General features: G+C 60.3%; 8 protein-coding genes and 1 other RNA gene. 3 read left to right on the top strand and 6 right to left on the bottom strand.

Annotated features, from left to right (window positions below):
• Positions 1-136: 136 nt before the first annotated feature.
• Positions 137-451, top strand: a complete 315-nt coding sequence (locus tag J4E42_RS09400; RefSeq protein ID WP_008028568.1) for a helix-turn-helix domain-containing protein — start codon at positions 137-139, stop codon at positions 449-451.
• Positions 452-634: 183 nt separating this feature from the next.
• On the opposite strand, the gene ffs is transcribed toward J4E42_RS09400, so the two are convergent.
• The 6 genes from ffs to J4E42_RS09370 all read right to left on the bottom strand — a co-directional run bounded on the left by ffs (position 635) and on the right by J4E42_RS09370 (position 10,007).
• Positions 635-731: signal recognition particle sRNA small type (ffs, locus tag J4E42_RS09395), an RNA gene on the bottom strand.
• Between the two features lie 137 nt (positions 732-868).
• Complete coding sequence (locus J4E42_RS09390; RefSeq protein ID WP_207285054.1) at positions 869-2,035, bottom strand: putative zinc-binding metallopeptidase; 1,167 nt, start codon at positions 2,033-2,035, stop codon at positions 869-871.
• Between the two features lie 172 nt (positions 2,036-2,207).
• Positions 2,208-4,565 carry an NAD-dependent DNA ligase LigA gene (gene ligA / locus J4E42_RS09385; RefSeq protein WP_207285052.1) on the bottom strand — a complete coding sequence of 786 codons (2,358 nt, stop codon included), beginning with the start codon at positions 4,563-4,565 and terminating at the stop codon, positions 2,208-2,210.
• Between the two features lie 178 nt (positions 4,566-4,743).
• Positions 4,744-5,598 (bottom strand): cell division protein ZipA, encoded by an 855-nt coding sequence (gene zipA / locus J4E42_RS09380; RefSeq protein WP_008027358.1) that lies wholly within the window; start codon positions 5,596-5,598, stop codon positions 4,744-4,746.
• Between the two features lie 258 nt (positions 5,599-5,856).
• A complete protein-coding gene (gene smc / locus J4E42_RS09375; protein ID WP_192416911.1) occupies positions 5,857-9,345 on the bottom strand; it encodes a chromosome segregation protein SMC in 3,489 nt (1,162 codons plus the stop codon).
• 2 nt (positions 9,346-9,347) lie between these two features.
• Complete coding sequence (locus J4E42_RS09370; RefSeq protein ID WP_192226244.1) at positions 9,348-10,007, bottom strand: GntR family transcriptional regulator; 660 nt, start codon at positions 10,005-10,007, stop codon at positions 9,348-9,350.
• A gap of 266 nt (positions 10,008-10,273) precedes the next feature.
• Here J4E42_RS09370 and xdhA point away from each other — a divergent pair, with 266 nt between their 5' ends.
• On the top strand, positions 10,274-11,728 hold the full coding sequence (gene xdhA, locus J4E42_RS09365) for a xanthine dehydrogenase small subunit (protein WP_008037760.1): 1,455 nt from the start codon (positions 10,274-10,276) through the stop codon (positions 11,726-11,728).
• Positions 11,721-14,120 (top strand): xanthine dehydrogenase molybdopterin binding subunit, encoded by a 2,400-nt coding sequence (gene xdhB / locus J4E42_RS09360; protein WP_192416913.1) that lies wholly within the window; start codon positions 11,721-11,723, stop codon positions 14,118-14,120. Before xdhA ends, xdhB begins: the two co-directional genes overlap by 8 nt.
• Positions 14,121-14,178 lie beyond the last annotated feature (58 nt).

The following is a 14,178-nucleotide window of genomic DNA, read 5'->3' as shown; positions in this document are numbered from 1 at the left end:
ACAGGTCACAAAATACCCTTTGGAGGAGGCAATTCTACGAAATGCATCACATTTTGCAAAGCAAGGTGATGGATCATGCAGTTGTCTAATGCAAAAATCTATCGTTAAGTTCTTGATTCTAAATGGGAATTGAGCGATGCAAATTTCAAGTTTGGGTTCAGCCATTCGGCGTTACCGCAAGGTCGCGGGGCTTACTCAGGCTGAACTCGGCGAAAAAACCGGTTTTGACCCGAAAACCATCAGCCGTTTTGAAACCGGCACCTACACCCCCAGCGTGGAAGCCCTGTTCCTGCTTGCCGGCGTGCTGGGGGTGAAACTGAAAGCCTTCTTCGCAGATTTGGGCGATGAGGATGAACAGCGGGCGTACCTGTTCGGAGTCATCCACAAAGCCACCCCGAAGGATCTGGGAAAGCTGATTGCAGCGGTTGACCAGGCCATGTCCAAGCCTTAGTGGCAGAAATGAAAAAAGGAGGCCGACTTGTCGTGATTCGACAGGTCGGCCTCCTTTTTTGCGCCTGTTTTCAAAACGGAAACGACGAAAAATCCGCCCTGGACGAAATCCATGGCAGAGCAACAAGACGGTATTTTTTGATGAAAAACGCGAGAGAAGGCTCGCGGTGCGTTATGGAGGCAACCCCACCAGCCACACCCCGGCACACAATGTTCCCGCTGTGGCTGCTTCCTTCCGGATCTGACCAGGTTCACGGGTAATCGTTGCGGGGGGACCGATGGGGTCACCATAACGACGCTCACCTGACGGCGAGCCGCGCCATTGTACCTATCTGAGGCGAAGTTACAACCGTTCGGACGGATTAAAAAATATGAGCGGCTTCAAGGACATGCGCAGTCCTGAAAAGAGCGCAGGCGCCTACAGGTCCTGCACCACTTCATCCGCCCTGCCGCCCTCCTGCTGGATCACCAGATGAATGAAGTGCAACTTGGCAATCACCGCCGGCGGCAATACGAACGGGTAGAAATCCGGCTGGCCCATGCTGCGCGACAGTTCGTTGAGCATGCCGGCGAGTTCGATCCACGCATTGACGAATGACAGGAACGCCGCGCCGCCGGGATGCTGCGGATCATAGAGGGTGCTGGACGGGAATGGCTGGTAGTCGAAATCCATTTCCCGCGCACTCATGCCGAAGCCGAGGGCGGTGTCCACCGCGTCCATCATGTGCAGGTAATGCGCCCAGGTTTCGGCCCAGTCTTCCCAGGGATGCATCGTGGCGTAGGCGCTGACGAAATGTTGCTGCCAGTCGAGCGGCGCGCCTTGCTGGTAACGCCGGTCGAGCGCCTCGGCGTAACTCGCGCGCTCGTCGCCGAACACGTCGCGAAACGGTTCCAGCCACTGGCTGTTGGCGATCAGCCGGTCCCAATAATAATGCCCGACCTCATGACGGAAGTGGCCGAGCAACGTGCGATACGGTTCGTGCATCTGCACCCGCACCTGCTCGCGGTGCGCGTCGTCGGCTTCTTTGATATCGAGGGTGATCAGGCCGTTGGCATGGCCCGTGGTCGGTGGCTTGCCTTCGAGGTCGACGCCGATGAAATCGAAGGCCAGCCCGCTCTCTTCGTCCACGGTTTTGGGGATGACCTGCAAACCCAGGCTGACCAGTTGCGCAACCAACCGACGCTTGGCGATTTCGACCTTGCGCCAGCGATCGTGATTCTCGGGAAGCGATAAATCAGGAATGGTGTGATTCAGGCTACAGGCGATGCACAAGGTTTCGTGATCGTTGGCCGGCAACAGCCAGTTGCAGGCGGCCGGGGTGTCGAGATTGGCGCAGCGCCGGAAGATACCCGCGCCGGGTTCGGCATCGAGAATCCAGGTATCGGCCTGCGAAGCGGGCTGTAACGACGATAAGCGACTCTGTTCAGGCTGATAACCCAAGGCCGCCGAACAGGCCAGGCACTGGCTGTTGCGAAAGAACAGCGACTGCCCGCAGCGACAATGCCAGACCTTGCTGTTGCGCGAGCTTTCGCCAATGAAAGGCGCGGCGATGCGTGAACTGAGCTGTTCGAAGAAGCGGTGCATGGCGATCTCTCCCTGGGCTTGCCAAGACTAGATCATGATTGGTTACCGATCGTTCCCGGATTTTGCGTGATGGCGAATATCGCCTTCGCGAGCAGGCTCGCTCCTACAGGTAACCGCGTTCTTCCAGTAGGAATGCGGTCAAATGTGGGAGCGAGCCTGCTCGCGATTGGCATCACACAGAAATACCGTGCTTGCTCAAAAACCCGACAAACGCCTCTTCATCCAGCACCTTCAACCCCAGCTCATTGGCCTTGGCCAACTTCGAACCGGCGCCCGGCCCGGCCACCACGCAATGGGTCTTGGCCGACACCGAACCGGCCACTTTGGCGCCGAGGCTTTCGAGCTTGTCCTTGGCAACATCGCGGCTCATCAATTCCAGCGAGCCGGTCAGCACCCAGGTCTGCCCTGCCAGCGGCAAGCCTTCGACGACCTTCTTCTCGCTCTGCCAATGCATGCCGAAATCGCGCAGCTGCTTTTCAGCGGCCTCAGCGATCTGACGATTTTCGGCGACGGCAAAGAACTCGCGAACCGAATTGGCCTGTTTCTCTGGCAAGGCCTGGCGCATGTCCAGCCAATCAGCGCCGAACACACCTTCCAGCGAACCGAATTTTTCCGCCAGCTTCTGCGCCCCGCCCGGCCCGACCGAAGGAATGTGCAGCTTGTCGAGGAAACCGCCCAGCGTGGTGCTCGCCGCAAACTCGGCGCCCAACTCGCCCTGATCCTGAATCTGCAGGCCATGCTTGAGCAGATCGGCGATCACCTGCTGGTTATGCGCATCCTCGAAGAAGCTGTGAATCTCGTGAGCCACTTCCAGGCCGACATCCGGCAAGTACGTGAGCACTTGCGGCAATGCCTGCTGAACCCGCTCCAGCGAGCCGAGGGAGCGTGCCAGCACCTTGGCGGTCTCTTCGCCGACATCGGGAATGCCGAGGGCGTAGATGAAGCGCGCCAGGCCCGGCTTTTTGCTGTCTTCGATGGCGCTTAGCAGGTTCTTGCTCGACAGCTCGGCAAAGCCTTCGAGATCGACGACTTGCTCGAACGTCAGGGCGTACAGATCGGCCGGCGAACTCACCAGACCTTCGTCCACCAACTGCTCGACGCTCTTCTCGCCCAAACCTTCGATGTCCATGGCTCGACGGGAAACGAAGTGAATGATCGCCTGCTTGAGTTGCGCACCGCAGGCCAGGCGACCGACACAGCGATACACCGCGCCCTCGCTGATGGTCTCGCGACCCTTGCTGCGCTTGACCAATTGTGTGCGTTCGACATGCGAACCGCAGACCGGGCACTGTTCAGGGATCTGCACTGGCCGTGCGTTTTCCGGGCGGCGCTCCATGACCACTTGCACCACCTGCGGAATCACGTCACCCGCGCGGCGGATGATCACGGTGTCGCCGATCATCAGCCCCAGACGCGCCACTTCGTCCATGTTGTGCAGCGTCGCGTTGGCCACGGTGACGCCCGCCACCTTGACCGGTTTCAAGCGCGCCACCGGCGTTACGGCACCGGTTCGCCCGACCTGGAATTCCACGTCGAGCAATTCGGTGAGTTCTTCCATCGCCGGGAATTTATGGGCAATCGCCCAGCGCGGTTCGCGGGCGCGGAAGCCCAATTCACGTTGGGAGGCGATGCTGTTGACCTTGAACACCACGCCGTCGATTTCATAGGCCAGACTGTTGCGACGCTCACCGATGTCGCGGTAGTAATCCAGGCATTCATCGATGCCGTGCGCCAGTTTCAGCTCGCGACTGATCGGCATGCCCCATGCCTGAAGCTGCTTCAGATTGCCGATGTGAGTGTCGGCAATCTCCGCCGAAACCTGGCCGATGCCGTAGCAGCAGAATTCCAGCGGACGGTTGGCAGTGATCTTCGAATCCAGCTGCCGCAAGCTGCCAGCCGCCGCGTTGCGCGGGTTGGCGAAGGTCTTGCCGCCGACTTCCAGTTGCGTGGCGTTGAGCCGCTCGAAACCGGCCTTGGACATGAACACTTCGCCGCGCACTTCCAGGGTCGCCGGCCAGCCGGTGCCTTGCAGTTTGAGCGGAATATTACGCACGGTGCGCACGTTGACACTGATGTCTTCACCGGTGGTGCCGTCACCACGCGTTGCACCGCGCACCAACACACCGTCCTGATAAAGCAGGCTGACCGCCAGGCCATCGAGCTTCGGTTCGCAGCTGTACTCCACCGCCGCCCCGCCGCCAAACAAGTCGCCGGCTGGCAGGTCGAGGCCTTCAGTCACCCGACGATCGAACTCGCGCATGTCGGTTTCTTCGAAGGCGTTGCCGAGGCTGAGCATCGGCACTTCGTGACGCACCTGGGTGAACGCCGACAGCGCCGCGCTGCCGACGCGCTGGGTTGGCGAGTCGCTGGTGATAAGGTCAGGGTTGGCCGCTTCGAGGGCCTTGAGCTCATGGAACAACCGGTCGTACTCGGCGTCCGGAATGCTCGGCTCGTCCATCACGTGGTAGCGATAGTTGTGCTGATCCAGCTCAGCGCGCAGCTCTAGAATGCGGGTTTTGGCGGCGGTCATGGGTGTTCTCTCATAAAGCAAAAGAGCAGCCGAGGCTGCTCAATCTGTAAATACGGCGGTGATTTAGTTGTAGGAGCCAGGCTTGCCGGCGAAGGCGTATTTGAAATCGCCTTCGCCGGCAAGCCTGGCTCCTACAAAGTGCGGGAGTCGCGTCATAAACGTCCGCACATTGCCAATATCAGCGCTTCTGGGTCAGGGCGCGGCGTTCGAATTCGACGATGCGCTGACGGTAATGCTCGATCGTCTGGGCGGTCAGTACGCTGCGCTGGTCGTCTTTCAGTTCGCCGTTCAGCTCCTGGGACAGTTTGCGCGCCGCAGCCACCATCACGTCGAAGGCCTGCTTCGGATGACGCGGGCCTGGCAGGCCGAGGAAGAAGCTCACGGCCGGTGTGCTGAAGTGGTCGATGTCGTCCAGGTCGAAAACGCCCGGCTTGACCGCATTGGCCATCGAGAACAGGACTTCGCCGTTGCCAGCCATGCTTTCGTGGCGGTGGAAAATGTCCATCTCGCCGAAGCGCAAGCCGCTTTCCAGAATGTTCTGCAACAGCGCCGGGCCTTTGAAGCCAGCGGCGTCGCGGCAGATCACGCTGATCACCAGCACTTCTTCGGCTTGCGGTTGTTCTTTGTCGCTGACCGAAGGCGAAGACTTGGCGTCAACCGGGAAATCGTCGTCACGGCTGCTGAAGCTCGGGCCGCCGTCCAGGTCCAGGCTGAGGTTCATGTCGCCTTGCGACGGCTCGCCATGGCCACGCTTGCCGCGCTTGGAACCCGACTCACGGGGCTCACGGGCAGGCATGCTCACCGACGGCAGATCGTGCTCGTCCAGTTGCGGTTCTTTGTGGGTATCCAGAACGCGCGGCGGGCCCAACAGCTCGGCGCTGGTGTCCTCGTCCGGCAAATTGGACAGACTTCGATCAAGACGGAACTTCAGTTTTCCCTTGCCGCCGCGCATACGGCGCCAGCCATCGAAAAGAATACCGGCAATGACAATAATGCCGATGACGATCAGCCACTCGCGCAGACCGATTTCCATGTAATCCCGTGCCTCTATAAAAAATGCTGAAAAATAAGGGGTTTACAACTCGTAAACCGCTTTAAAACGTGGCGCCAACTCTATGTTCTGACAGGCGTTTTGCCCACGTATACGAAAAATTGACATTAAACTAGCACGACCAAAGGCAACTTTACACCGTCTGTCACAATGGCTTGCGCGAATATGTCGATTGGCCAGCAAGTCAAGGAAGGTAAATAAGTCCTACGGACAAAAAATACTCAACCTACAGACGCCGACTCAGGCATCCACCATCGCCATCGCCTCCTCGACATCCACTGCCACCAGACGCGAGCAACCCGGTTCGTGCATCGTCACCCCCATCAATTGATCGGCCATTTCCATGGCGATCTTGTTGTGGGTGATATAGATGAACTGCACCGTCTGCGACATCTCTTTCACCAGCCGGGCGTAGCGTCCAACGTTAGCGTCATCCAGCGGCGCGTCAACTTCATCGAGCATGCAGAACGGCGCCGGATTCAACTTGAAGATCGCAAAAACCAGAGCCAGTGCGGTCAGGGCTTTTTCGCCACCGGAGAGCAAATGGATGGTGCTGTTCTTCTTTCCGGGCGGCTGCGCCATGATCGTCACCCCTGTATCGAGTAGATCTTCGCCCGTCAGTTCCAAATACGCGCGTCCTCCACCGAAAACTTTTGGGAAAAGCGCCTGTAAACCGCCATTGATCTGATCAAAGGTATCCTTGAAGCGGTTGCGTGTTTCCTTGTCGATCTTGCGGATCACGTTCTCGAGGGTGTCCAGCGCTTCGACCAGATCGTCGTTCTGCGCATCCAGATAACGTTTACGCTCGGATTGTTGCTGATATTCGTCGATGGCCGCGAGATTGATCGCGCCGAGGCGCTGAATGCGTGCGGCAATGCGTTCGAGTTCCTCTTCGGCGTCCTTCTCGCTGGCTTCGGTCGTCAGCGTGGCGAGTACGCCGTGCAGGTCGTAACCGTCTTCCAGCAACTGATCTTCCAGGGTCTTGCGGCGCACGGTCAGGGCTTGCCATTCCATGCGCTGGGTTTCCATCTGGCCACGAATCAACTGCGATTGCTGCTCGGCCTGGTGGCGGCGTTTTTCGGCGTCACGCAATTCGCGGTCGGCGTCTTCGAGGGCAATCTGTGCGGTCTTGAGTTCTTCGTCGACGGTCATGCGCTTGTCGAGCAACTCTTCAAGCTTCAGACGCAGCTCTTCCAGCGGCGCCTCGCCCTCCTCCAGATTGAGGCTGAGCTGTTCGCGTTTTTCGGTAAGGCGCTCGGACTGCATTTCCAGCCGCTCCAGCGCCTGACGCGTCGAGTCGTGTTGCGCCTTGAGCGAACCCAGGCGCACCGCCAATTGATGCGCGTGATCCTTGTGCTGCCGGGCTTCCTGACGCACGCGATCAAGGCGCTCGCGCAAGCTGTCGCGCTGGGCCAGCAGCAGCTCACGCTGCTCGGTGTCCAGCGCCATAGCGTCGAGGGCTTCCTGCAATTGCAGGCGCGCTTCGCCGATGTTTTCGTGTTCCAGCGCGCGCTGCTCGGCCAGTTCGGTGAGCTCTTCATCGAGCCGCGTACGGCGCAAGGTCAGTTGCTCGACCTTGGCTTTGCCGGCGGACAACTGGGCTTTCAATTCACCTTGCTGACGCGCTTCGTCCTGCAGCAAACGGCGCAAATGTTCGCGACCGTTTTCCTGCTGACGCTGCTGCGCCCGCAGATTCTGAAGTTGGGTTTCGAGGGTTTCGACCGTGGCCTCGCGCTCTTCGCGCTCGCTGCTCAGACGCTGGATTTCCTGACCGCGAGCCAGCACGCCACTTTCCGCCTCGCTGGCGCGGCGCACCCGTAAAAAGTGCCGGCCGACCCAGTAACCATCACGGCTGATCAGGCTCTGACCGGCGCTCAACTGACTGCGCATTGCCAAGGCCTGTTCGAGGTTTTCAACCGGCTTGACTTGCCCCAGCCACGGCGACAGATCGATCTGCGCCTCGACCTTGTCGAGCAAGCTGCCGGGCACGCGCACGCCATCGCTGGCGGGGCTGAGCAATCGCAAATCACCCTGGGCAAAACCGGCCAGGTCGAAACCGCCGAAATCGTCCACCAGCACCGCTTGCAGATCGGCACCGAGCACGGTTTCCACCGCCAGCTCCCAACCGGCTTCAACCTTGAGGCCTTCGGCCAGGCGTGGACGGTCCGCCAAGTGTTGCTCGCGCAACCATTCAGCGGTGCCGGTGCCCGGATCGAGCGCGGCTTGCTGCAAGGCTTCAAGCGAGGCGAGACGCCCGTTGAGACGCTGCAAATCACCCTGCGCCTGTTGCTGCGCCGACAACGCTTGCTGCAATTCCTGACGCAGTTGCTCGAGTCGCTCGACCTGCGCTTCTTCGCTGGCCTGCAAGTCTTCGAGCGTGGCCTCGGAAGCGGCCAACTGCTCGCTGAGCTCCATGATCGCCGCGTCTTCCGGGTCCGCCGAAAGCAAGGCGCGTTCTTCGCCGAGACGCTTCTGGCGATCAGCCAAACGCTCCATGCTGGTTTCCAGCTGCTGGATGCGCGACTGCTGGACTTCGGACTGGCGACGCGGTTCGGCGGCGGTCAGGTTGAACGTGTCCCACTGCTCCTGCCAGCCGTGCATGGTGGTTTCGGATTCTTCCAGCGCGGCGGCAGCTTCTTCGGCGGCGGCGCTGGTGACTTCCTGCTCCGGCGTGAGCATGTCCAGCTCTTCGCCGAGGGTCAGCAGCAACGTGCGGTCGTGACCCAGGTGAGATTCGGTTTCCAAGCGTGCGCGCTCGGCTTCTTTCAGATCGTCCTGCAGCTGACGCAAGCGCTGCTGCCCGTGCTGGATGCTCTGCTCGACCCGGGCGATGTCGCCACCGACCGAATAGAAACGCCCCTGCACCAGATTGAAGCGCTCCGACAGGTCATGGTGCCCGTCGCGAAAGCGTTCGATGCTTGCGTCGGCGTTGCGCTGCTCGGCCACCAACGCTTCGAACGTGACTTCCTGGGTGCCAATGATCGCTTCGCGCTGACCGACCTGTTCGTTCAAGGCCTGCCAGCGCAGGGCCGACAGTTGCGCCTTGAGTTGACGCTCCTCGCCCTTGTATTCCTGATACTTCTTGGCCGCTTCCGCCTGGCGGTGCAGGCGTTCAAGCTGACGCGTCAGCTCTTCGCGCAGGTCCGTCAGGCGCTCCAGGTTTTCGTGGGTGCGACGAATGCGGTTTTCGGTCTCGCGCCGGCGCTCCTTGTACTTGGAGATGCCCGCCGCTTCTTCAATGAAGTTGCGCAAGTCTTCGGGCTTGGACTCGATCAGCTTGGAGATCATCCCCTGCTCGATGATCGAGTAGCTGCGCGGGCCCAGGCCGGTACCGAGGAAGATGTCGGTGATATCGCGGCGACGGCACTTGGTGCCGTTGAGGTAATAGGTGGTCTGGCTGTCGCGGGTCACTTTGCGGCGAATGGAAATTTCCGCATAGGCGGCGTATTCGCCGAGCAGGGTGCCGTCGGTGTTGTCGAACACCAGCTCGATGCTGGCCTGGCTCACCGGTTTGCGGCTGGTCGAACCGTTGAAGATGACGTCGGTCATCGACTCGCCGCGCAAGTTCTTGGCCGAGCTCTCGCCCATCACCCAGCGCACGGCGTCGATGATGTTCGATTTGCCGCAGCCATTGGGCCCGACCACCGCCGCCATGTTACTGGGGAAGTTCACCGTGGTCGGATCGACGAAGGATTTGAACCCCGCCAGCTTGATGCACTTGAGCCGCACGCTTAAGCGTCCGTCAGGGCAGAAATCACCAGATCGCAACTGCGCTGGCAATACGCGGTCAGCACGGTGCGAATCAGCGCATGGTCACGGGCGATCACGGCCGCGAGCAAGCGTTCGAACAGCTCCAGATACTCGCTCATCGAGGCCTTGCGCTGCTCCAGGGCAAGGAAATACGCACGGCTCATGGCCGGTTGCAGATTCTCGACGGTTTCCTGCAAGTACGGGTTGTTGGCAAACCCGTACGTGGCGCGCATCACATTGAAACTGTCGTCGACGAAGGCGTGGATGTCCTGGCGCTCGTAGCTCGCGGTCAGGCGCTGCTGGATCTGCACGAACGGCGCCAGGTCGGCCTGGACTTGCCAGCCAGTGGCCACGGCATTGGCGAGCAGGATGTACATCTCGCCCATCAGCGTGCACAGGCTCTGCACCTTGTGCACGGTGAGTTCGGTCACATGGGCGCCGCGTCGCGGCAGGATCGCGATCAGGTGGCGACGCTCAAGGATCAGCAAGGCTTCGCGGACCGAGCCGCGGCTGACATTGAGGGCCAGCGTGACCTTCTGTTCCTGGATGCGCTCCCCGGGCTTCATTTCGCCACGAATGATGCGTTCGGCGAGGTGGTGAGCAATTTGCTCGGCGAGGCTGTCCGGCGCCTTGAACGTCATGGGTTTCCTTCAAATTCTTCGATCTGTACAAGCGGCGCAGTGTAGCGCACATGAGGGGTCATGGCGGAGTGCCCACTCGGCGGTTTTTGGCACGAATCCCGCAAAAAGCAGGCTAACCCGCAAGGGTCAATAATGAAGGAACGAGTCGTTGATCGACAAAATGCTATTTCCTGACCTTTAAGTCAGAAAATCATTGACCGCAAAGTCAGACCTGATAAATTCGGTCCAAGTCGGTTAACAACAATAATGAGTCTGCGAGGCCTTCCGTGATCCAGTTTTTACTTAACCAGGAACTCCGTAGCGAGCACGCCCTGGACCCAAACCTGACCGTGCTCAATTATCTGCGCGACCATGTGGGCAAACCCGGCACCAAAGAAGGCTGCGCCAGCGGTGACTGCGGCGCCTGCACCGTGGTGGTCGGCGAGTTGCAAACGGATGACGATGGCCGCGAACACATTCGCTATCGCAGCCTCAACTCGTGCCTGACGTTCGTTTCGTCGCTGCATGGCAAACAACTGATCAGCGTCGAAGACCTCAAGCACCAAGGCGAACTGCACAGCGTGCAGAAAGCCATGGTCGAGTGCCACGGCTCGCAATGCGGCTTCTGCACCCCCGGTTTCGTGATGTCGCTGTTCGCGCTGCAAAAGAACAGCGAACAACCGGACTCGCATAAAGCGCACGAAGCACTGGCCGGCAACCTCTGCCGCTGCACCGGCTATCGGCCGATTCTGCAAGCTGCCGAGCAATCCTGCTGCGGCAAGCAACCCGATCAATTCGACGCTCGCGAAGCCGAGACCATTGCACGTCTGAAGGCCATCGCGCCGACCGATATCGGCGAACTCAACAGCGGCGACAAGCGCTGCCTGGTGCCGCTGACCGTCGCCGACCTGGCCGACCTCTACGACGCTTATCCACAGGCCCGGCTGCTGGCTGGCGGTACGGACCTGGCGCTGGAAGTCACGCAGTTCCACCGCACGCTGCCGGTGATGATTTACGTCGGCAACGTCGCCGAGATGAAGCGCATCGAACGCTTTGACGATCGCCTGGAAATCGGCGCCGCCACTGCCCTCTCCGATTGCTATGAAGCCTTGAACGCCGAGTACCCGGACTTCGGCGAATTGCTGCATCGCTTCGCTTCGTTGCAGATCCGCAACCAGGGCACCCTCGGCGGCAACATTGGCAACGCCTCGCCGATCGGTGACTCGCCACCGCTGCTGATCGCCTTGGGCGCGCAAATTGTGCTGTGCAAGGGCGAAACCCGCCGCACCCTGGCCCTGGAAGATTACTTCATCGATTACCGCGTCACCGCGCGTCAGGAAAGCGAGTTCATCGAGAAGATCATCGTGCCCCGTGCCAGCGCCGAACAACTGTTCCGTGCGTACAAGGTTTCCAAGCGTCTGGACGATGACATTTCCGCCGTTTGCGCCGCCTTCAACATCCGCCTGGAAAACGGTGTGATCGCCGACGCACGCGTTGCCTTCGGCGGTATGGCTGCCATCCCGAAACGCGCCGCCAACTGCGAAGCCGTGTTACTCGGTTCACCGTTCAACAACGCCACCGTCGAACGCGCCTGCGCCGCACTGGCCGAAGATTTCACGCCGCTCTCGGACTTCCGCGCCAGCAAGGAATACCGCCTGCTCAGTGCACAAAACCTGCTGCGCAAATACTTCATTGAACTGCAAACGCCGCACATCGAGACTCGGGTGACCGCTTATGTCTAATCATCACGCTGTAGAGAAGACCCAAGCCGAATTGGCTGAACTGTTCGCCAAGGACCTGACCACCGGCGTCGGCCGCAGCGTCAAGCACGACAGCGCCGCCAAGCATGTGTCCGGTGAGGCGCAGTACATCGACGACCGTCTGGAATTTCCGAACCAGCTGCACGTTTACGCACGGCTGTCGGACCGCGCCCACGCGAAAATCATCAGCATCGACACCAAGCCTTGCTACGCCTTCGAAGGCGTGCGCATCGCCATCACCCACGAAGACGTGCCGGGGCTGAAAGACATCGGCCCGCTGATGCCCGGTGACCCGTTGCTGGCCATCGACACCGTGCAGTTCGTCGGTCAGGTGGTACTGGCCGTTGCCGCTCGTGACCTGGAGACCGCACGCAAAGCCGCCATGGCCGCAGTGATCGAATACGAAGACCTGGAACCGGTGCTGGACGTGGTCGAGGCCTTTCGCAAGAAGCATTTCGTGCTGGACAGTCACACCCATGAACGTGGTGATTCAGCGGGCGCGTTGACGACAGCGAAAAATCGTATCCAGGGCACGCTGCACATTGGCGGCCAGGAGCACTTCTACCTCGAAACGCAGATCTCGTCGGTGATGCCCACTGAAGACGGCGGGATGATCGTCTACTGCTCCACGCAAAACCCCACCGAAGTACAGAAACTGGTGGCGGAAGTGCTGGACGTGTCGATGAACAAAATCGTCGTCGACATGCGCCGCATGGGCGGTGGTTTCGGCGGCAAGGAAACCCAGGCGGCGAGCCCGGCATGTTTGTGCGCCGTCATCGCGCACCTCACCGGCCAGCCAACCAAAATGCGCCTGCCGCGCGTTGAAGACATGCTGATGACCGGCAAGCGTCACCCGTTCTATGTCGAGTACGACGTGGGCTTTGACGACAGCGGGCGCCTGCACGGCATCCAGCTGGAACTGGCGGGTAACTGCGGCTGCTCGCCGGACCTGTCGAACTCGATTGTCGACCGTGCGATGTTCCACGCCGACAACTCGTACTACCTCGGCGATGCAACCATCAACGGTCACCGCTGCAAGACCAACACCGCATCGAACACCGCTTACCGTGGCTTCGGCGGCCCGCAAGGCATGGTCGCCATCGAAGAAGTGATGGACGCGATTGCCCGGCATCTGGCCCTCGACCCGCTGGCGGTGCGCAAGGCCAACTACTACGGCAAGACCGAGCGCAACGTCACCCATTACTACCAGACCGTCGAGCACAACATGCTCGAGGAAATGACCGCCGAACTGGAAGAAAGCAGCCAGTACGCCGAGCGCCGCGAAGCGATCCGCCGCTACAACGCCAACAGCCCGATCCTGAAAAAAGGCCTGGCGCTGACCCCGGTGAAATTCGGTATTTCCTTCACCGCCAGTTTCCTCAACCAGGCCGGTGCGCTGGTGCACGTCTACACCGACGGCAGCATCCACCTGAACCATGGCGGCACGGAAATGGGCCAGGGCTTGAACACCAAAGTCGCGCAGGTCGTGGCCGAAGTGTTCCAGGTGGAAATGGACCGCGTGCAGATCACCGCGACCAACACCGACAAGGTGCCGAACACCTCGCCGACCGCCGCCTCCAGCGGTGCTGACTTGAACGGCAAAGCTGCGCAAAACGCGGCGGAAATCATCAAGAAACGCTTGGTGGAATTCGCCGCACGGCAATACAAGGTCAGCGAAGAAGACGTGGAATTCCACAACGGTCACGTACGGGTTCGCGATCACATCCTGACGTTCGAAGCGCTGATTCAGCAGGCGTATTTCGCTCAGGTGTCGCTGTCGAGCACCGGTTTCTACAAGACCCCGAAAATCTTCTACGACCGCAGCCAGGCACGTGGTCGGCCGTTCTACTACTACGCGTTCGGCGCGGCGTGCTGCGAAGTGATCGTCGATACGCTGACCGGCGAGTACAAAATGCTGCGCACCGACATCCTCCACGACGTCGGCGCCTCGCTGAACCCGGCCATCGACATCGGTCAGGTCGAGGGCGGTTTCATCCAGGGCATGGGCTGGCTGACCATGGAAGAACTGGTCTGGAATGCCAAGGGCAAACTGATGACCAACGGCCCGGCGAGCTACAAGATTCCGGCGGTGGCCGACATGCCGCTGGACCTGCGGGTGAAGCTGGTGGAAAACCGCAAGAACCCGGAAGACACGGTGTTCCATTCCAAGGCTGTGGGCGAGCCGCCGTTCATGCTCGGCATCGCGTCGTGGTGTGCGATCAAGGACGCCGTGGCGAGTCTGGGTGATTACAAACATCAACCGAAAATCGATGCGCCGGCGACGCCGGAGCGGGTGTTGTGGGGCTGTGAGCAGATGCGGCAGTTGAAGGCGGCGAAGGCCGTTGAAACCGAAACCGAGTTGGCTTCGCTCTAAGACCGAGGCGCGGCCAATCGCTAGCAGGCTAGCTCCCACAGGGGAATGCGATCAACTG

It is taken from the genome of Pseudomonas sp. FW300-N2A2, from assembly GCF_017351735.1.
Lineage (GTDB): Bacteria > Pseudomonadota > Gammaproteobacteria > Pseudomonadales > Pseudomonadaceae > Aquipseudomonas > Aquipseudomonas migulae.
This window is presented reverse-complemented; position numbering and strand designations above follow the sequence as displayed.